The 23,318-nt window shown below is 45.7% G+C and carries 20 protein-coding genes and 1 pseudogene; 4 read left to right on the top strand and 17 right to left on the bottom strand.

Annotation, left to right across the window (positions count from 1 at the left end; translation table 11 throughout):
• Positions 1–111: 111 nt before the first annotated feature.
• The 3 genes and pseudogenes from manA to HOP45_RS02060 all read right to left on the bottom strand — a co-directional run bounded on the left by manA (position 112) and on the right by HOP45_RS02060 (position 5,044).
• On the bottom strand, positions 112–1,065 hold the full coding sequence (gene manA / locus HOP45_RS02075) for a mannose-6-phosphate isomerase, class I (RefSeq protein ID WP_181347354.1): 954 nt from the start codon (positions 1,063–1,065) through the stop codon (positions 112–114).
• Between the two features lie 176 nt (positions 1,066–1,241).
• Positions 1,242–3,122 (bottom strand): annotated as a pseudogene (locus HOP45_RS02065) (fructose-specific PTS transporter subunit EIIC).
• A gap of 17 nt (positions 3,123–3,139) precedes the next feature.
• Positions 3,140–5,044: a BglG family transcription antiterminator gene (locus HOP45_RS02060; RefSeq protein WP_181347230.1), complete on the bottom strand. Its 1,905-nt coding sequence runs from the start codon at positions 5,042–5,044 to the stop codon at positions 3,140–3,142.
• Between the two features lie 320 nt (positions 5,045–5,364).
• Between HOP45_RS02060 and HOP45_RS02055 the strand changes: the two genes are divergently transcribed.
• From HOP45_RS02055 to HOP45_RS02040, 4 genes are read left to right on the top strand one after another with little or no spacing between them, the layout of a single operon-like run.
• Positions 5,365–5,967: an ECF transporter S component gene (locus tag HOP45_RS02055; RefSeq protein WP_181347229.1), complete on the top strand. Its 603-nt coding sequence runs from the start codon at positions 5,365–5,367 to the stop codon at positions 5,965–5,967.
• 60 nt (positions 5,968–6,027) lie between these two features.
• Complete coding sequence (locus HOP45_RS02050; protein ID WP_181347228.1) at positions 6,028–6,795, top strand: energy-coupling factor transporter transmembrane component T; 768 nt, start codon at positions 6,028–6,030, stop codon at positions 6,793–6,795.
• Positions 6,792–7,634: an energy-coupling factor ABC transporter ATP-binding protein gene (locus HOP45_RS02045; RefSeq protein WP_181347227.1), complete on the top strand. Its 843-nt coding sequence runs from the start codon at positions 6,792–6,794 to the stop codon at positions 7,632–7,634. Before HOP45_RS02050 ends, HOP45_RS02045 begins: the two co-directional genes overlap by 4 nt.
• Positions 7,627–8,436, top strand: coding sequence for an energy-coupling factor ABC transporter ATP-binding protein (locus HOP45_RS02040; protein WP_181347226.1), 810 nt, complete (start codon positions 7,627–7,629; stop codon positions 8,434–8,436). Before HOP45_RS02045 ends, HOP45_RS02040 begins: the two co-directional genes overlap by 8 nt.
• A gap of 14 nt (positions 8,437–8,450) precedes the next feature.
• Here HOP45_RS02040 and HOP45_RS02035 read toward each other — a convergent pair whose 3' ends face one another.
• From HOP45_RS02035 to HOP45_RS01970, 14 genes are all read right to left on the bottom strand, one after another.
• Positions 8,451–9,191 (bottom strand): DUF5694 domain-containing protein, encoded by a 741-nt coding sequence (locus HOP45_RS02035; protein WP_370457929.1) that lies wholly within the window; start codon positions 9,189–9,191, stop codon positions 8,451–8,453.
• 191 nt (positions 9,192–9,382) lie between these two features.
• Positions 9,383–9,613: a hypothetical protein gene (locus HOP45_RS02030; protein ID WP_181347225.1), complete on the bottom strand. Its 231-nt coding sequence runs from the start codon at positions 9,611–9,613 to the stop codon at positions 9,383–9,385.
• Between the two features lie 166 nt (positions 9,614–9,779).
• A complete protein-coding gene (locus tag HOP45_RS02025) occupies positions 9,780–10,415 on the bottom strand; it encodes a bifunctional 2-keto-4-hydroxyglutarate aldolase/2-keto-3-deoxy-6-phosphogluconate aldolase (protein ID WP_181347224.1) in 636 nt (211 codons plus the stop codon).
• Between the two features lie 21 nt (positions 10,416–10,436).
• Positions 10,437–11,282, bottom strand: a complete 846-nt coding sequence (locus HOP45_RS02020; RefSeq protein WP_181347223.1) for an SDR family oxidoreductase — start codon at positions 11,280–11,282, stop codon at positions 10,437–10,439.
• The gene (uxuA, locus tag HOP45_RS02015; RefSeq protein WP_181347222.1) at positions 11,282–12,349 is read right to left on the bottom strand and encodes a mannonate dehydratase; all 1,068 of its coding nucleotides are present in this window, start codon (positions 12,347–12,349) and stop codon (positions 11,282–11,284) included. Before uxuA ends, HOP45_RS02020 begins: the two co-directional genes overlap by 1 nt.
• Positions 12,350–12,361: 12 nt before the next feature.
• Positions 12,362–13,378: a zinc-binding alcohol dehydrogenase family protein gene (locus HOP45_RS02010; protein WP_181347221.1), complete on the bottom strand. Its 1,017-nt coding sequence runs from the start codon at positions 13,376–13,378 to the stop codon at positions 12,362–12,364.
• Between the two features lie 13 nt (positions 13,379–13,391).
• On the bottom strand, positions 13,392–14,666 hold the full coding sequence (locus HOP45_RS02005; protein ID WP_370457936.1) for a TRAP transporter large permease: 1,275 nt from the start codon (positions 14,664–14,666) through the stop codon (positions 13,392–13,394).
• Complete coding sequence (locus HOP45_RS02000) at positions 14,663–15,145, bottom strand: TRAP transporter small permease (protein WP_181347219.1); 483 nt, start codon at positions 15,143–15,145, stop codon at positions 14,663–14,665. The genes HOP45_RS02005 and HOP45_RS02000 overlap by 4 nt, the downstream gene beginning before the upstream one ends.
• 77 nt (positions 15,146–15,222) lie before the next feature.
• Entirely contained in the window at positions 15,223–16,242 is a 1,020-nt protein-coding gene (locus tag HOP45_RS01995; RefSeq protein ID WP_181347218.1) for a TRAP transporter substrate-binding protein, read from the bottom strand.
• Positions 16,243–16,301: 59 nt separating this feature from the next.
• Positions 16,302–17,312, bottom strand: a complete 1,011-nt coding sequence (allD, locus tag HOP45_RS01990) for an ureidoglycolate dehydrogenase (RefSeq protein ID WP_181347217.1) — start codon at positions 17,310–17,312, stop codon at positions 16,302–16,304.
• Positions 17,313–17,449: 137 nt separating this feature from the next.
• Positions 17,450–18,466 (bottom strand): LacI family DNA-binding transcriptional regulator, encoded by a 1,017-nt coding sequence (locus HOP45_RS01985; protein ID WP_181347216.1) that lies wholly within the window; start codon positions 18,464–18,466, stop codon positions 17,450–17,452.
• 1,089 nt (positions 18,467–19,555) lie between these two features.
• Positions 19,556–20,995: a bifunctional 2-methylcitrate dehydratase/aconitate hydratase gene (locus HOP45_RS01980; RefSeq protein ID WP_181347215.1), complete on the bottom strand. Its 1,440-nt coding sequence runs from the start codon at positions 20,993–20,995 to the stop codon at positions 19,556–19,558.
• Positions 20,996–21,000: 5 nt separating this feature from the next.
• Complete coding sequence (prpB, locus tag HOP45_RS01975) at positions 21,001–21,918, bottom strand: methylisocitrate lyase (RefSeq protein ID WP_181347214.1); 918 nt, start codon at positions 21,916–21,918, stop codon at positions 21,001–21,003.
• Between the two features lie 16 nt (positions 21,919–21,934).
• Complete coding sequence (locus HOP45_RS01970) at positions 21,935–23,311, bottom strand: SLC13 family permease (protein ID WP_255437440.1); 1,377 nt, start codon at positions 23,309–23,311, stop codon at positions 21,935–21,937.
• Between the last annotated feature and the right edge of the window lie 7 nt (positions 23,312–23,318).

Below are 23,318 nucleotides of genomic sequence, written 5' to 3'. Positions count from 1 at the left end.
TTCTTTCGCTGAATCCACTCGAAAAAGGGGGGGCCGTTATTTTCTAAGAGCTTTCCCCATACGAAAGCCGAATGACCAATCGTCATCCGGCTATCGGTTACGTCTATTTAATTAATTGGAATGTGACACAAGCAGCTCAGCATTGCCTTTCAGGTGAAACGATGTAATCGTAGCAGGCAGTATAAAATGGTCCCCTTTTTGGAATGACGTGCTGCCTTCCTTTGTTTTGACCTGACCGCTTCCGGCTACCACACTCATGAGCAAGTAGGAAGGGTTCCTCAAAGAGGCTGATGTACCATTAATGTGCCAATGATATACCGAAAAGTTATCTTCCTCAATCAAGGTCTCTTGCTTGAGGTCTACAGCCCTCGTTGTGGTCCGTTGCAGTTCAGGATCCACGTGCGGAACCTGGGTCACATCGAGTGACTTCTCCAAATGAAGTTCCCGCTTACTGCCGTCTGCTCCTTTACGATAATAATCATACACACGATAGGTGATATCTGAGCTTTGCTGCGTTTCTAGTATTTGCACACCTGCCCCTATGGCATGAATCGTGCCGCTTGGAACGTAAAAGAAATCACCTGGCTTGACCTGGACCCGGCGCAGCAAATCCGACCACTGGCCATCCTCTACCATCGACTCCAACTCAGCTTGAGTCTGGGCATGATGGCCAAAGATGATTTCCGCTCCCGCTTCACAGTCAAGGACATACCAACATTCCGTTTTTCCGTAGCTTTCCTTTTCAACGTCCTGAGCATAAGCATCATCCGGATGAACCTGTACGGACAAATCCTGTTTAGCGTCTAAAATCTTGACGAGTAGAGGGAAAACCTCCCCTTCTTCACCGTCAAACAATTCTCGATGTGACTGCCACACTTCGTCTAGTGTTTTTCCTTGCAACGGCCCGTTTAAAATTTCATTGGGACCGTTTTGGTGGGCCGAAATCCCCCAACATTCGCCTGTCTGCTCGGACGGGATATCATACCCGAACAGCTCCTGCAGCTTTGTGCCGCCCCAGATTCTTTCCTTGAACACTGGCTTCAAAAACAACGGTTCTTGTTCCATCACACATCGGCCTCCCGCAAATCAAATAGTCCTGCCCTATACTTTATCACACCACCCACCCCCTCTCCCTCTAATTCTTTATACCTGTTTTTTGCGTACCAGGTACGCATTCGGAATTAGCAAAACGGCTTAGGAACAGGGTTGGTGGGTATTTTGTTTTGGGTTCATGGTACTGTTTAGTCGATTTGGGATAGGGTGTTGAGCATGTTGTCTTTTGTTTCGGCCTGTTTTAGGGCGTTACGGAAATCGTCGTCCATGAGTTTCCGGGATAACTGTTGGAGTATTTTCAGGTGTTCGTCACCCGAAGCCTCCGCTGGAACTGCGATTAAGAAAACAAGTTGGACAGGCTCTCCATCGAGGCTGGCCCACTCGACACCAGACAGGTTGCGACCGACTGCGATTTTTGTTTCGTCAACGCCAGTCGACTTCCCATGTGGGATGGCGATCTCGAAACCGACCCCTGTACTGCTTTCTTGCTCACGTTTTTGTAGATCACTTAGAAATTGGTGACGGTCGTTCAATGCACCATTTTCCGCAATCAACTCAACTAGCTCCTGCAAAATAGCATCTTTTGAATCCCCCGCGAGATCTAATTCGATAAGTTGATGATCAATCAATTGGGTGATACTCATTTATGCTTCCTCCACAACTTTGGATTTTTTCAATACGTTAGCCAGTATGGCTGTTATGATGGTTCCCACGATAATGGCAAGGAAAAACATCAGCACATTATCAATCGCACCGAACACAGCGACGACGGGTCCTCCATGAGGAACATTGTCGGCTACGCCGCCCATCATGGCAATGGCTCCTGCTGACATCCCGCCGACCATGATGCTTGGAATGACACGGAGAGGGTCTGCGGCGGCAAATGGAATGGCACCTTCTGTTATTCCGACCAATCCCATGGCTACAGCTGCTTTTCCTGCTTCTTGTTCATCTTTTGCATAACGACGTTTATTGATTAAGGAAGCAAGTCCCATGCCAAGCGGCGGTGTACAAATGGCGGCAGCGATGGCACCCATGATCTCAGGCTGACCTTCTGTAATCAATGCCGCTCCAAATAAAAAGGCTACCTTATTGACGGGGCCGCCCATATCAAACGTGATCATCGCACCCAGGATAATTCCGAGTAATATTCGACTGCTTCCTTGCATCCCTTCAAGCCAGGATGACAAGCCTTCCATAATGCCTGCAATAGGCGAACCAAGAATAAAGATGAAAATCAACCCAACGGCCAATGACGCAGCAATCGGAATGATCAGAATCGGCATAATCGGTTGAATCATTTCAGGAACTTTCACATTTTTAATCCATCTGGCAATATAACCGGCGATAAACCCGGCAATGATGCCGCCAATAAAGCCTGCTCCAGCATCACTGCCATAAAAACTGCCATTAGCTGCTACATAGCCGCCCACCATGCCGGGGGCTAAACCAGGTCTGTCTGCAATGCTCATCGCAATAAAACCGGCTAAGATCGGCACCATGAATTGGAAGGCTGCTCCTCCCAGCTGGTTAATCGAACTCCAAAATGAATCTTCTGGAATTTGCAAGCCATCCGGTGTCGATTCGCCGCCTAAACTTAACGATATCGCAATCAAGAGACCTCCGACTACAACAAACGGAATCATATAGGAGACACCGTTCATCAAATGGCGGTAAATCGGGTTCTGCTTTCGTTTTTTCTTTTGTTTTTCCTCGTTAATCGTTTCCTGAGCTTGCTGTTTGCCGCTTTTCTCACCATAAACCTCGACTTCACCATTTTCAAATTGTTCCAATAGCTCGTCCGCTCGTCTAATGGCATCAGCTGAAGCTACTTCTAATACCGGCTTCCCAGCAAAACGCGTTTTATCAACTGTTTTGTCAGCCGCGATGACCACCCCATCAGCTGAGGCAATCGCCTCTTCTGTTAATTCATTTTCAACTCCGATTGAACCTTGAGTTTCAACTGTAATGTCAATCCCTTTTGCCTCTGCAGCTTTATTCAACTTTTCTGCTGCCATGTAAGTGTGTGCAATGCCATTGGGACATGACGTAATTGCAACTAGCTTCATATCAATTACCTCCTGTTTTATTTTAATAAGGCCAGCCAATCTTCATAACGGTAAGTTTCCGCAAGCTGTCTGACCATTGAGGGACGGGAACTCAACTCAAAGATTTCCTTGAACAACCCTTCTGCTTCTCCGGTGGATGAATACTCTACGGCCAAAAACAGTAGGACGTACACATCTTCATCTCCCCACCTTATCGGGTGCTGCAACTGGACCGGTGCTATGACCGAACGGCGGATATCGTCCGGTTTGCCATGCGGAATAGCCAGACCGCCGCCAACAGCCGTACTTCCTAACGCTTCTCGTTCCATCACGTTGGTTTGATACTGTTCAGTTACGTAACCTTGGTCATGCAGATGCCGTGAAACCTTTTTTATAATCGCTTCCATGGTGACGGCGCCCTCACACACATAGAATGCTTCAGGGTTCACATATTGTTTGAGGTACTGGAAATGACCTCCCTCCTGACCATGACGTGACTGTAACCAATGTGACAACGCCCGTTGATCCTCTTTAGAAAATACCGACGAAATTTGAAACACACGTGGATCTTCTATTGCGACCGTGGAGATAATCAGATCGGCATCGACCACATGATCGGTCAGTTTCCATTGTTGCACTGACGTTGTTTCGACTAACTTGACACTAGGAAATAAATTAAGAAATTTCTGCTTGATGAGCTGAGCGGTGCCGAAACCCGTTGAACAAATGATCAAAACATTTTCAATCTCCTCATTTAAGTGACGGTACCGTTCAATAGCGGATTGCAAATGAATCGCAATGAAGCCCTTCTCATCATCAGGTGCTTGCTGTAACAATTCATGATCGCTGCTACTAATCCATTGATCAACCCATTCAAAAGCAAACGGATATTCGTCTTTTATTTGCGATAGAATCGGATTCTCAATCCGCAATCCGTGACGAAGACGATGCAAGGTCGATTGGAAATGGAGGACTAACGCTTGTTTGAACTCCTGATCCTCACCCATTTTATGGTACAAATCAGAGGCCAACACATCCATCATTTGGTTCGTAATGTGAATCGCTTCCTGATCGAACATCTCCCACTGTTGTTCTTCAAGTTGAAGATCTTTGAATTCGCGCCGGCTGCCGATTAGATGCAAAGCCATGTAATCAGCCTCTTGCTCAGGAATCGTCATATTGAACGCATGAGATAAGCGCGATACGAACTCTAAAGCGAGCTCATATTCAGCATGCTGGCGAACGGATGGTTGGATGTGTTTGCCAGGGAATTGGATCAGATGCCCTGTTTTCAACCGTTGAACAAAAATCAGCGTATGATAAAGCAGATTATTGCGCGCCCGGTCCGTCATCGGAAAGTCCAGTTTTTGCTCCAGGCGTTTGAATTCCCGTAAAACGAGTTGAAAATCATCATGCTGATAGGTGGTCCCCTGGGTTTCTTCCGCGTATGAAAAGTCTTTCATGGCCGATCGGATATGCCATTCTTCCCCTACTAATCGAATTCCCTTATGTTGAATACGCTCGATGCTTACATCGTATGGGGCCAGAAAACGCTCCAACCGCTCCAGCATGGATAGCGCTTTGGACCTGCTCACATACAGCGCCTCGATCAATTGATCAATCGTGATGTAATCGGTTTGCCGAGCTAGAAAATGTAATAATTGCGAGGGCTCATCATGATCGAATGTTTCCGGTAAAAGAGCCAGCTTGATCATATGTTTTGTCTTAATAGAAGACGTAATAATAATGCCTTCGCTCGGCTTGCGCTCGATATTCGCATCTAACTCGTGCTGCTGAAGAAAACCTGTAATCTGATCCACATCATTCCGTATCGTCCGAGAAGAGCACTGAAACTGCTCCCCCAATTCCTGCGCAGTCAAGAAACGAGCATGATCCAATAAATAGAGCAACAATTTGATTTGACGATCGTTCAAATCTGTCATGGTTTCACCGCTTTCATGAAAGCCTTTACACTTTCATTGTAATAGTAAAATAGACCGAAAAAGTATGAAAACACTTCCGCAATATGTGGAAACCCTTTAAAAACAAGAAAACCGGCGCGTACCTGGTACAGCTTTTTTGAATAATAAGACCTATAAATCGTATTACTAAATATGTATATACACATGTAAATTATAATGTTAAGATGATGAAGTGTGTTTAGGGAAGTCCTGGAAATTTGAGCTTTTTACGGGACACTTGTTGGTTTGTGTCAGAAGTTTCGGCTTCTACCATGATAAATAGCTGGAGAGGGGAATGCAAAATGAGACATTCACAGAAGTGGACAGCATCACTTTCAACCGCGGCCTTGGTGCTCATTCCTACCGCGATTGGTATCAATTATTTAGGTAAACTGTTCGCAGGATTGTTAAAACTGCCGCTGTGGCTGGATTCAATCGGAACCATATTAGCCAGTATGCTGGCCGGGCCTTTCATCGGGGCGATCTCCGGCATTTTGAATAATGTCATGTTCGGTATAACGGTCGACCCGATTTCATTCGTTTACGCCATTACGAGTGGGGTGATTGGTTTGGTAGTTGGCATCATGGCCTATCAGGGATGGTTAGCTAACGTGAGACGTGCGCTTATCATCGGGTTAGTCGTTGGTGTCACAGCCGCTCTAGTATCGACGCCGCTCAATATTATATTTTGGGGCGGGCAAACAGGAAATATTTGGGGTGATGCATTGTTTGCTTACGGATTGTCTATCGGGCTGCCTTTATGGTTCGCATCCTTTTTGGACAGCATCATCGTTGACGTTCCTGACAAAGTTGCCACCGTCTTGATCAGTTACTTTATCTTCACAGGGCTTCCCAACCAGCTCAAAGGTTTATATGCCAGACATAACGACATACAGGAATTATAAGCAATCTCACAATGAAAACAACACTGTTTAATAGAACGTGAAAATAAAGGTGATCTATCCATGCATAAGCTTTCCTTATTTGTTGATCAGTCGTCTCTCATTTATAAGATCGATCCCATTTCGAAAATGATGTATGCCATGATCGCTTTCTTGACGCCTTATATCCTGCCACATATTACAGCTGCTATTGCGATTACAGCTCTCAGTTTCAGCTTATTATTAATCGGCCGCGTCTTTCGACATATTGTGCCAATTCTCGGAGTGAGCCTCTTGCTAATTTTATCTATCGTCATCGTACAAGGGCTCTTTTATCCGGATAATGCCACGCCTTTATTTCAAGTAATGGGTCTCACTTTTTATCAAGAAGGCTCAGAGCATGCCTTATTATTAACCCTACGCGTGTTGAATATGCTGGCAGCATGCGGTGTACTCATTCTAACTACGCCACCCGACGTTATCATCAATTCGCTTATGAGATTAGGGATGTCTCCTCGGGTGGGGTACGTCCTTCTATCTGTCTTAAATATTATCCCGCATATGCGAGCGACGATGGCCAGGATCACAGAGGCGCAAAAGGCCCGGGGCGTCGAACTTGAAGGAAATTTGAAAACGCGCCTTAAATCATTCTTTTTCCTGATGGGACCCGTCATTCTTAGCTCGCTAAATCAAACACGGGAGCGGGCGCTTGCTTTAGAATTACGAGGGTTCAACGCACATGCACCCAGGACGTTCGCTTCTGCCTCAGGCGCTTACCCTCTTTATAAAATCAGTCGTGTATGTGTCGTGATCTTATTGCTTTTAGTTGTCTCCTGGAGGTTATATCTATGAGCATCATACAAGTGGAAAATTTAAAATACCAGTATCCGAGTGCTGAACATTTGGCGTTAAACAACCTCACTTTCACGATTAATCAAGGAGAATTCATTGGGATAGCCGGGGCTAACAAAGCTGGCAAAACATCCCTCTGCATGGCTTTGTGTGGGTTGATCCCTCACTTTTTTAAAGGAGCCTACGGCGGGAACGTCTTAGTCAATGATAAGCCTGTGCGAGACACCCCTTTGAACAACCTAACGGATCTGACCGGTCTTGTCCTGGATCATCCATTCACCCAATTGAGCGGAGCGAAGAACACAGTCTTTGGCGAAATAGCGTTCGGACTGGAAAACAAAGGCGTCCCACGAAAACTCATGCTTGAACGAATCGAAGAAGTGCTTCACCTCTTACACATTTCAGAACTTCGAAACAAACATCCGTTCACACTTTCAGGAGGCGAAATGCAACGTGTTGCGATTGCAAGTGCCCTTGCCTTAAAGCCTGATATACTGCTGCTCGATGAACCCACGTCGCAACTGGACGCTGCACGTACCACTGAGGTTTTTCGAATGTTAGCGAATCTGGCTGATCAAGGTACCACGCTTATTATCGCCGAATACAACATAGAGAAAATGGCTTTGCATTGTCACCGCATATTATTACTGAACACGGGCTCGGCAATCGATTTTAACACCCCCAGGTGGGTTTTTTCCCGTCCAGATCTTAATGAGCACGGGATCGTTCCACCTTTAATCACAAGACTGGCCAAATCACTTCATATCAAGCGGGACGATGGACTTTACCCCGTTGAAACGCGTGAATTTAATGCATTAGGAGGCTTTGTCGATGCCTGACATAACGGTAAAAAACGTGCAATTCTATTTCCCGGGAAATGTCGAAGCATTGCATGCAGTCGACCTTCATTTGCCACCTGTTCCTACGGCGATAGTAGGGGAAAATGGCGCGGGAAAGACAACATTTGCTAAGCTTCTGAAAAGGCTGCTCAAGCCTAGCCAAGGGAAAATATTACTGAACGGGGGTCCTATAGATCGTTTATCAACCACCCAAATCGCCGCTCACATCGGGCTCGTTTTTCAAAATCCGGATCATCAAATCTTTAAAAATCGCGTTCGCGATGAAGTTATGTTCGGTCCGTTGCAGATTGGCCTGTCCAAAAAGAAGGCCTACGAGGCGGCATCTCAAGCTTTAAAGCGAGTTGGACTTGCAGAAAGTTCAGAGGAGAACCCTTATGATCTTGCTTTATCCGAACGGAAATTAGTAGGCGTGGCATCCATTTTGGCCATGGATACGGATGTGATTATATTGGATGAACCGACCATTGGCCAGGATGAACGTGGCAAGCAGCTCATCACATCAGTTGTTCGCGAATTGTCGGAAGAAGGAAAGCTTGTCCTATGTATATTACACGACATGAATCTAGTTGCTGACATGTGTGAACGGACCATTGTTTTTCACCACGGCCGTGTCTTCCTTGACGGTGAAACAAACTGGGTGTTTTCTCATGAAGAAGTCTTAAACCAAGCTGCCATCGAACCTCCCCAAGTCATGCAAGTGGCACGCCAACTGGGGATTAAGCACGCTGTGACTGAACAAGCATTGCTTAACGAACTCGCAAAGTTGAAAATCAAATGCTGATCGGTAGTGGAAACTTACGTTAAGTAATGATGAGCCGGGATAACATCAAAGTCTCCACTTTCTTTTAAGAATTGGGTGAGTAAATGCACATGCCCCGCCCCAACTACCGTTAAGGTTCGGTCATGTGGTGAATGCGTTATACGGGCAAGGTTTGAATAAATGATCAAGTTCCGCTGGTACCACCACCTCACCCAATCAATTCCGATATACGCTGTGCCTTCGCCTATCTTTGCTATAGCCATATACTGTTCGTGATCTTTCTTTACTTGCTCTTCGTCATTTAATAATCGAATATAGTCATAGATGCTTCTATCCTGAATCCCGTTCATTTGTTGTAATAAATATGTGTCACGTATGTGATGATACAACGCTGGTTGATGCTCTTTCGCCCATTCCAGCACTTGACCAATCCCAAGGTTACCGACCGTTTCCATCCAATCGACAGCATATATTTCAGTATGACCCATTTCTTCAGCAAGCTTAAATCCAATTTGATGGACCTCGTTTATTTCTAAATTGATGGTGTTATTTAAGTAGCGCTGATAAGCCTTGTTCAATTCTTCGTGTTCACGCTTGATGACTTCAACTGCTATTTTAGTAGGCTGATAGCATTTAACATGATCGATAACGTTGCGAATCTCTTCCTTCCTATGAGCTTCCAATAGATCACGCGCATCCACTCGATTTAAGTCAGGTGTATGACGCATGTGAAATGTTCCTAATATCATGACTTTAGCTTTATCGTGCGTATTCACCGAAATCCCCCTCTTGTTATGTGCTAACGTGTGAATGAGAATCCTTCATATCTTGCCAATTAAACAAAACCTTAGACATCCAGGCCCGTGGATCCCATCCTGTTTATCTAAGGTTTTCTGATGAACGCTCCATTCTTCCCGCGAAATGCGAACGATATCTCCCTAATAGTTTCACGTTCAATATGTATAGTTTACATTTTTTCAATCATTAACCGAAGGCGGTCATATACAGTGTCAAACAAATGTTGATCCAAATTGTCGTGCTTCGTTTTATCAAATTTGTGATAGCCATGGAGCAGTGCTTTTTTCCCGGCTTCTACATATTCATTGTCTCCATCATAAACGCGCAACCTTCCGATGACTTCCTCTACTAACGAATGATATCTCGTGACAATCTCCCCATAGGTCAATTTATTTTCCATCATTCTACCTCCTTATTTCCTTTTAATGTAATTACCTCCGTTATATTATCCTATATTACGATAGAAAAAGGAATATATTTTTTCAAATATTTTCAATTGATTGACGAAATAAAAAAAAGCTGTCAAACAGGGCATGTCGTAAATGCTCCTGTCAACAGCTTTTTATTTAATGGTCACTAGGGCGGCGCTGGCATATCGTTTTGAATTGTTCTGCCTTGTTGATCATGTCTTCCCTGCTGCCTTTCGTTAAACTGCTTCCGGTACTGACGGCAAACGCGCCATTTGTCAGCCAGTCTTCAGCATTGTCCAGAGAAACGCCTCCTGAAGGCATGATGTTTGCCTGTGGTAAAGGAGCTTTAATGGACCGGATGGTTTCCGGACCGAAGGCATCTCCCGGAAAGAGCTTCACGACATCGCAACCAACCTCCAAAGCCCTTTTCATTTCATTGACCGTTGTGCAGCCGGGGATATAGGGAATTTGGTACGTATTGCATAGGTAAGCCGTCTCTTCATCAAACCAGGGCGAAACGATAAATTGCGCTCCGTTCATAATGGCCATTCGAGCCGTGGTGGCATCCAATACAGTGCCGGCTCCTACGATGACTGAACGGTCACGGTAATAGTCACTCAAATCATGAATCAGCTGGGTTGCTCCAGGTATGGTATACGTCATTTCCAAAAACCGTATGCCACCTTCAACTGCTGTGTGTGCCAGTTCTTTTCCTTCTTCGGCATCGGAAGCTCTCAGGACGGCAACGAGCCGGTCGTGTTGCAGTTGATTAAGGGTTGCTATTTTACTCACTATTGGTCACTCCTCTCGTAGCTATACGCCCGAATACGCCTGGAATCCGCCATCCACCGGGACTGTTACCCCTGTCACAAATTTCGACATCTGTGGATCGGCAAGCCATAGTAATGGGCCAAGCAAATCTTCCGGTTCACCAAATCGCTCTGCTGGTGTTTGACTGATAATTTTGGCTGAACGTTCCGTGTAACTCCCATCTTCATTCAGTAAGAGCCCGCGGTTTTGTTCGGTCAAGAAAAATCCCGGAGCGATGGCATTAACACGTATGCCTTGTTTGGATAAATGGACGGCGAGCCATTCCGTGAAATTGTTAATACTGGACTTCGCAGCGCTATAGGCCATAACTTTTGTCATGGGGGAGTAAGCACTCATGGATGATATGTTGATGATAGCAGGAGCTTCGGCCTCGATCATGCGTTCTGCGAACACTTGGGTTGTCCAAACAGTTCCCATGAAATTCAAATTAAACACGTGCTGCAATCCCTCTTCACTTAAATCAAAAAAGCTCCTGTCAGACGCGTTTTCAGCTTGTTCGGGTGAAAAATATTCCGAAGTAGTTGCTGCTTCAGGATGGTTCCCCCCAGCTCCGTTAATCAAAATGTGGTAGGCCGGATAAATAGCGTTAACAGCTTTTTCAGTCGCTATTAGATCATCCTTATTGAGCACATCGCACGCAAATGCATGAGCTTCGCCTCCGTCGGCTTTGATATCGGCTGCAACGCTTTCCGCTTTTTCCAGTCGTCTGCTTAAAACAACTACGCTGACGCCCTGCCTGGCTAGTTCTTTAGCCATAGCGCTGCAGAGAACACCGCCGCCTCCGGTTACGATGGCTACTTTACCTTTTAAATTTTCGTGGGTACTCATTAGCTTGTCACTCCTTTATCCAGTTTATCCCAAATGCCGAGCATGTACATAATGCCTAAGGCTCGATCATACAGCCCATATCCCGGGCGGCATTGTTCATTCCATATATGACGACCGTGGTCAGGACGAATGTAGCCTTTATACCCAATCTCGTAATACGCCTCGACGATGGAGACAATATCAACGGATCCATCCTGGCTGCGGTGGGAGGATTCGATGAAGTCTCCGTTTTCAAAGCGTTTCACATTACGGATATGCGCAAAATGAATCCGATCTTTGTAGGTACGAATCATCTCGGGGATGTCGTTGTCTGAACGAGCGCCGAATGCGCCGCTGCATAACGTAATGCCGTTATGCGGGCTGTCGACTAAGTTGACGAGCCGCTCCAGGTCATCTGCTGTTGAAATAATGCGCGGCAAGCCAAATACGGGCCACGGCGGATCATCCGGGTGGATGGCCATCGATACATCATGTTGTTCACATACAGGTATGATCTGTTCAAGGAAATACTGCAAATTATTCCAGAGCTGTTCTGTATCGACTGCTTCATATTGTTGAATGGCTTCTTGGATTTGGGCAAGCCGCTCCGGTTCCCAACCTGGTAATGTATAACTGGGATTCTCTAAAATGCGGTTAACGATTTGCTCAGGCGTTGCGTTCTTAATTTCATCGTTCTCATAAAATAACGCAGTTGAACCATCGTCAAGCGGCTTATGCAAATTCGTCCTAATCCAGTCAAAGACTGGCATGAAATTATAGCAAATCACTTTGACGCCGGCTTGCGCTAAATTTTTTATGGTCGTTTTATAATTTTCAATATACTGCTCACGCGATGGCAAGCCAAGTTTAATGTCTTCATAGACGTTGACACTTTCCACAACATCTATGTTCAAGCCGTGCGACTCGATATATTTCTTTTCATCCATAATTTGATCCAGCGGCCACACTTCGCCTGCCGGTAAATGCTGCAGCGCCCAAACCACGCCGCTCGTTCCTGGAATTTGCCGAATATCTTCTAATGATACGGAGTCGTTATTGCGGCCGTACCAGCGAAATGTCATCTCCATCTTAAAACCTCCTTATAATTTGATCATGACTTTCCTGACGCCTTCAGGTGCCTCTTCCATAAGCTGAAACGCTTCATGGACGTCATCGATTGAAAACTCATGAGACACGAGATCTCCAAGAGAGAACTCAGGTGATCCGAATGCATCCACGACTTCTGGAAAACGATGCGTTTGCAGCCTGGAACCATGAATGGAGACTTCTTTCTTCGTAATCGGAACTTGCGTAATCTTACTCGGTTCACTATTAAAGCCAAGCAACACGACCCGCCCTGCTGGTGATGCGACATCGACCGCTTGTTCAAATGTAACCGTCAGTCCAACAGCATCAACGACCACGTTAGCCCCCATCCCATCCGTTTCGGAGGATACGCGTGTGTTTACATCGCCCGAAGCTGGGTTCATGACCACATCGGCTCCCCACTCTTTTGCGAAGGCAAGACGCTCTTCGTTAAAATCTGAAATCAAAACGCGAGCACCTTTACGTTTGGCCATTTTCAAGCAGCATAACCCGATCGGTCCAGCCCCGATTATATAAACGACATCGCCTTCCTGAACATCACCGCGGTACATAGCTTGCGCTCCGATTGTAAACGGTTCAGCCAAGGCCATCTCAGACCAGCTTAAGGTAGCATCCATCTTATGCACATGAGTCGCGTTTGCTGTGATGACCTCTTGTCCGCCTCCTTCGCGGTGAACACCGTAAACTTCAATCGCTTCGCATACGTTCGGCCGATTTTGACGACAAGCATAGCACGTTCCGCATGCTACCATCGGCTCGAGAACAACGGGATCACCTGGTTTCAGACCCGTAACATCTGCTCCGATTTCAGTGATTTCGCCAGCGATTTCATGCCCGATGATTCTTGGATACGTGGCAAAGGGGTTTTCGCCATGATAGATGTGCATATCAGATCCGCAAATTCCCATACGTTTCACAGATATTTTAACGTCTTCTGCTGATTGGAGCGATGGCTCCTGAACGTCATCCAACCGAAGCTGGTGCGGCTTTTCAACGCGAATTGCTTTCATCTGTAACGTCTCCTTACTCAATTAAATTAGGTAAAAACATTGTGATCTCTGGAATAAAGCTGACGAGCAACAATACGAGCAGACTGACCCCAATAAACGGCAAGAGAGCCACTGAAGCGCGCCCGATCGGAACTTTTCCGATGCTTGAGGTAACAAATAAACAGACTCCAACCGGAGGTGTCGATAAACCGATCATCAGGTTCAATACCATCAGAACACCGAAGTGCACCGGATCCATTCCGATTTCAGTTGCAATCGGAAGTAAAACCGGAAACAGAATAAGGAGGGCGGCAATCGTCTCCATAAAGGTCCCGACAAACAATAACAGTAGATTTAACAGCAGAATGACAATGATTTTATTCCCCGAAATGGAGAGGATTCCATCGGCAATCAACTGCGGAATCTGTTCACTTACAAGAATCCAGCCGAACAAGTTAGCAAAACCGACCAGCATCATAATACTTGCAGTGCCGATCATCGAATCCAGCATGATTCTCGGAATGTCTTTTATTTTTAAATCGCGATAAATAAGCAAGCCCACGATCAGCGCGTAAATGACAGCTACAATGGAGGCTTCAGTTGGGGTGAACCAACCGCTTAAAATCCCGACCAATATAACGACAGTCATCATAAGGGCCCAAAACGCGCCAAAGAATGATTTGCCGATGACTTTAAGTGACTGGCGTTCGCCTTTAGGGTATTTCCGTTTGCGTGAAATGACGTAGGTGACGATCATTAAACCAACCCCGAGCATCAACCCTGGAATGGTTCCCGCAAGAAACAGATCACCGATTGATACTGTCGCCAACGTCCCTACGATAATCATCGGCAGAGAAGGCGGGATAATCGGGCCAATGGTCGAGGAAGACGACGTTACGGCTACGGAGAACGAAGCATCATAACCGTCTTTTTTCATCGACGGGATCATGACCGAACCAATACTGGCTGCATCAGCCAAAGCAGTTCCGGTAATGCCGGCAAAACCCATGGAAGAACCAACATTCGCCAACCCGAGTCCACCGCGGATATGACCGATTAAATTTTTAGTAAATGCAATGATGCGTTCCGTTATTCCTCCTGCGTTCATCAGATTACCGGCTAAAATGAACCCCGGAATACACAAAAGTACGAAGGAATTGATGCCTTCAAACATTTTCTGTGGAAGAATATTTAATGGAATGTCATTCATAAGTAAGTAAAAGAGCGAAGACAACCCTAAACTGAATGCAATTGGAACGCCTAGAAAAATAAGGACGATAAATGATAGAAATAGCATTAAAGCCATTATGACTCTTCACCCGCTTTCGTAACTTTGCCAGCTAAAATGGCATACACATTGATCAAACTATACAGGGCTAAAAATGACAGAATGATCACCATGCTCATATAAACATGCTTCATGGATACCGCTAATGTCGCTGAGGTCTGCATTTGACCAACGAGAGAAAATTCATAAGCGTAATATACCATCGCACCTGAAAATACTCCCAGCCCTAAATAGATGGCAGCATCATAAAATTTTTGAGCGCTTTCCGGCAAAGCATTTACTAAAAATTCAATCCGTACGAATTCAAATCGTTCCATAGCTAATGGTGCTGCAAAAGCAATCGAGAAAATAAACAAAAAGCGTGAGAGCTCTTCTGTCCACACAAAAGACAAGGACGTGTATCTTCCGGCAATTTGGATTGATACGACGATTACTAATGCTGCAAAAGAAAGAACGGTGAGGATTGCGAGTATCCTGCTCATGATTGTTACGAGTTTCATAGATTCCCTCTCCCTTACATACATGCATGATTAACATAATGGTTCAGAGAGGAGAGCCTCTCTGAACCTATGGTTTATTATTCTTCGGCAGCATCCAGAATACGTTGATAGAGATCCAGCTGCTCTTCATTCAAGCTTTCTTCAATGGCAGGTTTCATCGCTTCAGCGAACGCTTCTTTATCGACGTCGCTGTTGAATTCCATGCCCTCTTCTTTCAACATCTCTGTATAGTTGCTGATTTCTTCATCATAGAGGTCCTGACCAAACTTTTGCGCTTCAGCAGCTGCTTCTTTCACAGCCTCTTGATTTTCTTCGCTCAAGGAATTGAGTTGGTCATTCCCTACTACAACATAAATCCAGGAATACACATGCTCTGTTTCATTGACATACTGTTGTACTTCACTGAATCCTGCGCTATGGATCAAATCGACCGGGTTTTCTTGACCATTGATAACGCCTTGCTGGAGAGCGGTAAATACTTCACTGAAGTCCATCACCTGCGGGCTTGCTCCTGCTGCTTCCCAAGAGTCCATGAACAATGGAACGTTAGGGACGCGCATCTTGAATCCATTCAAATCTTCCGGGCTATTGATCGGTTCATTGGAAGTCAAGTTCCGAGGTGCACGCATATGGTAATAAAGGGGCGTTACGCCTACGTTTTCTTTGATAGATTCTTCAATTTCAGTTCCAATGTCTCCTTCAACGACTTTCTTCATGTGTTCTTCACCTTCAAAAGCATATGGAGCTGCCATCAAAGCGGCTTTCGGTGCCCAGTTTGCCATTGTTTCACCCGAAATGGTCATGTCTACTGTACCAGCATCAATTCCATTCAAGACTTCTGTTTCACCACCGAGCTCTTCGTTCGGATAGATTTCCACTTCAAGTTTTCCGTCCGTTTTTTCGTTAGCCAACTCGGCGAATTTCTCAGCCGTTTTGTGCCACATATGGTCCTCATTGGAAAGGTGACCCAGCTTCCACGTGACTGTTTCGCCGCTATCAGAACCTCCAGAATCTCCCCCAGAACTTTCATCACTGCCACATGCACTAACCATCACCAATACGAGAACTGCAAACATTATTCCAAATAGTTTTTTCATGCTTTTCCCCCTCCGTCTTTTTGACTAAAACGTTTTAGTTACCGATAAAAAAATAAGAATTATGAAACTAAATAATCATACACACGCTTAGGTACATCGACTCCGTTACTTAAACTGCTCGCGTATTTCATTTGCTCGGGTTCCCCAGGCAGGAGCACTTGTTTAAAACCTGGAGCTGGCTGAACGCGATGAAGCTCATCAATCATGTCATCAATGCTGCTCAAGAACGCTTCTTTTTCCGTGAATAACCCGGCATCAAGCGTTATGATCATATGTCCAAGCCGGCGATAGGATTGGTAATCATCGTACATTTTCGTAATCGACGGTCCAAACGATGAACCTGTCAACACGCCTGATAAAATATCGACCATCATCGATAACCCGTATCCTTTTGGTCCTCCTACAGGCAGGAGGCTTTTAACGAATTCCGGGTTTGTTACCGCCTGCCCGTTCTCATCTACTCCCCAGTTATCAGGAATCGATTCTCCCTTTTCCCTGGCATGAAGGATTTTTCCAAGCGCCACATTACTCGTCGCCATATCTAAAATGATTGGAGCATGCTTGCCGGCAGGAAACCCGTATGCGACAGGATTGGTTCCAAAATACGCCTCTGCACCTCCAAAGGGTGCTACGGCTGAATCCGTTTGGGTAACGATCATGCTGATTACGTCTTGCTCAGCAGCTTGCTCGGCAAAATAGGATAATGCGCCGCAATGGCTGCTATTAATGACGCCTACAGCTCCAATCCCTTGCTGTTGAGCGAGTTGAATGCCTTCATCCATCGCTTCCTTCATAATCACATGCCCTAAGCCATGATCTCCATCGAACAGAGCCGCCGCTTTACCTTTATGCTGTACCTTGAATTCAGGGGCTGTCTTAAGCCCGCCTTCCGTAAGACGTTTAACGTAATGTTCTGTCCGCATCACCCCATGGGAATGGACACCGCGTAAATCAGCATGTATGAGGACGTCAGCTACTATATCAGCTTCATGTTCCTTCATATCAGCCCCTTTCAATTTTTTCATGACCAACTCTTTCAACTCTACATGGGAAGCATTTACTGTAGCCATGGCGTTTCCCCTCCTTTCAAGCACCTACATGAATGCTTATCCCTTGCCCGTCTCCTCCGAATAAAGAAAGCTAATCCAGATTGCTTGATAGCGATTACAAATAAACGCTATCAACCGGGTGCGGTGTGGTAGATTCGTTAATGTTTGCGGCTTGAAGCTCTCGCATTCAATTGCGGTGCGTAACGGTGAATACGAGGTGGCTCAGCCACGTCCCCTCTTACTTTATTTAATAAAAGAGAGGCTGCTTGTCTTCCCATTTCGAACGTCGGCTGAGCTATCGTCGATAAAGGAGGTGCATACACTTTCGCGAAATCCACTTCATCGATTGTGACGAGTCCCATTTCCCTACCGATTTGTTTGCCTTCCTCCGATGCAAACTTCAATATTTCCATAAGGGTAAGGTCATTACCTGCAATGAATGCATCTGGAGGCTGCTTCAGGCTGTACAATCGCTTCAACCCTCTGTTCAAGTCTTTTATCTCCATCCCTTTGACATATTCAGGATGCATCGGGAGTCCACGATTCTTCATGGCCATTTGAAAGCCTTCAATACGCTCGATTCTTGGGGTGACATTTTGCAGAAGTGAGGATGTCAGGATGGCAATTCGCTCGTAACCGTTTTCAATCAGGTGTTCGACAGCTACATCAATCGCCCTGTGATTATCAAGCAGCACACTATCGACAGTCATTTCTTTAATGATTCGGTCGATAAACACCATGGGAAACGATTCATCTGCCAGCTTTTGATGGATTTCTATGTTGCCGCCGGTGGGGAATAGAATCAGTCCGTCCACCTGTTTGGATAAGAGTGTATTTAAGTATTTTCGTTCCTTTTCTGGCTCATCGTCGGCGTTGCAAATGATCGTCGAAAACCCCTGATTATGGCACTCATCTTCAATTGCTCGAATCACTTCAGTAGAAAAGTTGTGCAAAATATTTGCTACCACAATGCCGATTGTCCGTGTGTTTTTGACCTTCAAGCTTCTGGCAACCACGTTAGGCTGGTAATCCAGTTCGCGAATGGCTGATTCGATTCGTTTTCGTGTCTCAGTGCCCATATAATCAAATCGCTTATTCATGTACTGAGATACGGTGCTGATGGAGACACCGGCTTGTGTGGCGACTTCCCTGATGGTTATTTTTTTGTTTGTCATAAGCATTCCTCACTGATCGCTTATTACTAAAACGTTTTACTAAAACGATTTAGATGAATTATAAACGATGTGAAAACGCTTAATCAACCCTAATTCGATTATTTATTTAAATTTTTTTACTATTTGTGTTTGTTGAATTCGCATTGTCCCGTTTATTGGGAGTTAGGTTGGGTCCTTTATGTTATTAGCGTTTGGGTTGGCTGGAAAATAACTCGCTTTCCTGCGGGGAACCGGCGAGCTTCCTCGCTCGCTACGCTCCCTGTGGGATCTCGCCGTGCTCCTTTTCCCGCTAATTAACTGGAAATATACTCCTCCTTAGAGAGTTGACCTGCCGTATTTGTACTATCCAGCTCCGGCGTCTAGCGGCTAGTGAGACTTCCCTCGCTTCTGTACGATAAGTCAACATCGAATCACGTCGTTCTTCGTGTTTCCTTTATCTCCTCCAGCTCAGTCCAGTCCATATGCCGCTGATCAAGACGCCTCCGCTTTCAGGTGGGAGTCTCGCCATTTTCCAGCCAACCCTCCTTAAATTTGGTGGAAGGACCCTTCTATATTAGAAGGTGGGTAGAGTTGAAATGAATGTTACAATAGAACGTCACGCAAGAGAAAAGCGTCCCACAGTAAGACGTGACTCAAATGGACCCTGATTAATAGCATATAGGCAGGAGTGAGCTGAAGAGGATTACTGAACTATTTACGTGATGTTGACTCCTCGTACAGAAGTGAGGGAAGTCACCGAGCCGCCGATCATGAAGCCTTATTCAAATATTAGGATTATGAGGAATATAAATAAGCTTTGCTTCACATGAGCAAACAAACTAAAAAATCGTGCGGGACTAACGAGTTATTCTATAGTATTTGCCAGGCAAAGCTTTTTGTCGAGGGTTCGTTCACTTCTATATAGAAAGGGGGGGCTTTGAAACGACGAGACTCCCGCGGGAAAAGGAGCACGGTGAGATCCCACAGGGCGTGAAGCGCCCGAGGAAGCTCACCGGTTCCCCGCAGGAAAGCGAGTTGTTTCAAAGCCCCCCCTATCCCTTACTCAGTAACGAACCGTATTTAGCTAGCAATCTACGGCCTGGGTATCTATCAAGTCAGGCTCCAATCATTCATGAACGCATCAACAGAGATAGCCTGCAAGTGTTCACGCGTCGAGAACCTTTCTTGAATAATGGCTTGCTTCTTTCTCGACAACTGAGTGGCAATATTATCGTTGAATTTTTTATATAACAACGGCAGGCCTTCTTCTCGTCGGAACCGATGCCCAACAGGATATCTTTTCTCCAGCTTATCGGTAGTGCTCCCATCTTTGAAATAGATTTGAATGGCATTTGCGATGGAGCGTTTCTCCGGGTCTAAATATTCTTCACTATATTGTTTATCTTCAATGACTTCCATCTTATCACGCAATTGGTCAATAAGCGGATTGGCTGCAACTGTGTCTTCGTAATGTTCTGCCGTAATCGTTCCATAAATCAGCCCGATGGCGGTAATATATTGCAAACAATGATCACGGTCGGCTGGATTTTGCAATGGTCCTTCTTTATCAATGATTCGTACCGCTGATTCATGGGTATGAATCACAATGCGATCGATGTCAGCAAAGCGATGTTGAATGCTATCGGACAGTTCAATCGCACATTCTGCGGCGGTTTGGGCGTGGTACTCAGCGGGGAATGATAATTTGAATAACACATGCTTCATGACATAATCATTGAATGGACGATTAAGCGTAAGCTGTTTGCCTCCAAATAAGACATCCTCAAATCCCCATTGCGGCGCGCTCAATGCGGTCGGATAGCCCATCTCCCCTTTTAAAGCGACAAACGCCAGCCATACACCTCGGCTCGTTGCATCCCCCGCTGCCCATGATTTCCGGGAACCCGCGTTCGGAAAATGGCGATACGTACGCAGGCTCGAATTATCTATCCAGGCATTCGATACGGCATTCATGACTTCTTGTTTCGTTCCACCTAGCATGGCCGTTGCGACCGCGGTGGTAGCCACTTTGACAAACAAAACATGATCGAGCCCTTCCCGATTCAGACTGTTATCAAGGGCCAATACGCCTTGAATTTCATGCGCTTTAATGGCTGCCTCTAGCACGTCCTTCATGTACAGTGGGGGTTTTCCCTCCTGTTTATTGCGGCGACTTACATAATCGGCCACCGCTAATATCCCCCCGAGGTTATCTGAGGGGTGGCCCCATTCCTGAGCTAGCCAGCAGTCATTATAATCGAGCCAGCGAACCATCGTGCCAATGTTAAAAGCCGCCTGGACGGGGTCTAATTGATAAGACGTTCCGGGAACGACACTTCCATTTTCAACTCGTGTACCAGGTACAATCGGTCCCAGCAATTTTGTACATTCGGGAAAGTTCAGCGCTAACATCGCACACCCTAGACTGTCCATCACGACATGGCGGGATGTTTCTAATGCTTCTTCATCCCCAATGCCAGGGGTTAAAGCGTAATCTGCGATCGCTTCTAGCAACGGATCGACAGACGTCTCGTGTTGAATTGGATCCATCTCAGTCACTCCCTTTCGTCAATATCAGGCAAAATAGTGCGGGAGATTTTATCATCAAGATTCTCATACTCTTCTAAATGGATCGCTTCATACAGCTCTTCCCGCGTTTGCATGCGATCCAATACGTGTTTTTGGGTACCGGTCTGGTAGATTTCTGTGAAGGCTTCTTTGTAAGCTTTTGCTGCCAGTCGAAGTGATGTCACCGGATAAATGACCATCGCGTACCCCATATTTTCAAATTCTTCCGCTGTGTAATAAGGGGTTTTGCCGAACTCTGTCATGTTTGCAAGCAACGGAACGTTCAGCTCGTCTGCAAATGTTTTGAATTCAGACGCTTTACTAATAGCTTCGGGAAAAACAGCATCAGCGCCAGCCTGCTCGTACGCCTTTGCACGCTTAACAGCTTCATCCATCCCTTCTACGCCCCGGGCATCCGTTCTAGCCACTACTATAAGGTTCGGCGCAATTTCTTTTACCATTTCGATTTTTTGAACCATATCTTCTTCGGAAATTAATTGTTTGCCATTCAAATGACCGCACTTTTTCGGGAGTTGCTGGTCTTCCATTTGAATAGCAGCTACATTCGCTTCCACCATTTCTTTAACGGTTCGTGCAACATTGAGCGGGCCCCCGAATCCGGTATCCACATCGACTAATAAAGGCAGATCAGTCGCTCGGGTCAGTTCTTTTGCCCGTTCTGCTACTTCAGTCGAGTTTAATAGCCCCAAATCAGGTAAGCCTTTACTTGCCGTAAACGCTCCACCGGATAAGTATAAGGCATGAAAACCGGCTTCTTTTGCCATTAACCCGGCCATACCGTCATGAGCCCCCATCATTTTTAATATGGCGGACTCTTCCATATACGTTTTGAACCTCTGAGCTAGTTCTTTTTGTGATGACTGATTGTTGATCAACCACGTCATAGCGTCCCTTCCTCCTTTAAATCACTAGATTCCAATACATTGTCATGGTTACAAAAATAATGACGATCCAAACCGCCATTGCTACGGTACCCACGCGCAGCAGTTCACGTTCGGTAAAATACCCGTACGAATAACTGATCAAATGAACAGGAGATTGCGTGATGAGTAAAAATCCCGGCACTCCGATCAAATAAACCGCCATCGCCAGCGTTAAAGACGTAACACCGGCCAGCTCGTCCCCTAATGTTACGGCCATCGGGAGCATAATCGTTAGAAAACCGAGCACATTCACGAATATGATGCGAATCAAGGCAGTGATAACGATTAATCCTATGACGAGAATGATTGACGGATAGTCGTGCGAATGAGCCACTAAATAATCCACCACATGATCAATCGTCCCCGTATCAATCAGCATATTTGATAACATTAACGTGGCCGCAAAAAAAATCATCATATCCCAATTTACGCCTTCTTTTGCTGCTTCCCAGGTCATCACACCGATATATGGCAGCACCACCATGCTTGCCCCGAGCAGGCCGACCAAAGGAATCGAGTAGCCGTGGAGGGGCTGCGTCACCCATAGCGAGAGCGTTACAACCATAATGAGCGCCATTTTTTTCTCCTTCGCGCTCCAGGGTCCTAATTCTGAAAATTTGGAGGTAATCAAGTTCTTTACAACGGAAGGATCGACATCCTCAGCAGGGAAAAACAAGTTGAAAATCAACCAGAGCAGCCCGACAAATACAAGGATGGGCACGCCGAAATATAACAGCCAATGCAAATAAGTCACTTTATCGGAAAGATCTGAAAAGATGCCAAAAGCATAAATAGTCGAGCTGGCTCCCGTTGGCACAAAAGCCGCCGATATGGCACACACATAGGTAATCCCAATGAACAGCGTGGTCGCAATATGACGTGACGGCTGTATACGTTGCAGACTCCGGGAAATGTCATGCAGGATCGAACTGATTAAACTGCCTTTACCTATGTTGGATGGGATAAATACCGTCAGAACAAACATGAGTAAAAACGATACAAGAATCAACAGTTTGCTGGATCCGCGCGACAGGCTGAGAATGAATAATGAAACTCTGCTCGCCAACCCCGTCGTAATGAAAGCGTGGGCGAGAATGAACGTCGAAAATAGCAGCCAGACCAGACCGGAACCAAAGTAACTGAGCGTCTCATCATATGAAAAAAAGTGAAAGGACAACAGCAGAATCAGTAAGACTGAACTATACGCAAGCGGGAAGACCCGGCCAATCCATAGAATTTGGATAATGACCAGGACGGCGGCCGCTTTTATTTGCAAACTCCAATCAAAAGCCGGGAAAAACGCTGCAATATACAGTACCCCAACCATTGATAAAAGCCATGTTTGTTTATTCATCATGTCG

The sequence above is a fragment of the Thalassobacillus sp. CUG 92003 genome (genome assembly GCF_013618635.1).
GTDB lineage: Bacteria > Bacillota > Bacilli > Bacillales > Halobacillaceae > CUG-92003.
This window is presented reverse-complemented; position numbering and strand designations above follow the sequence as displayed.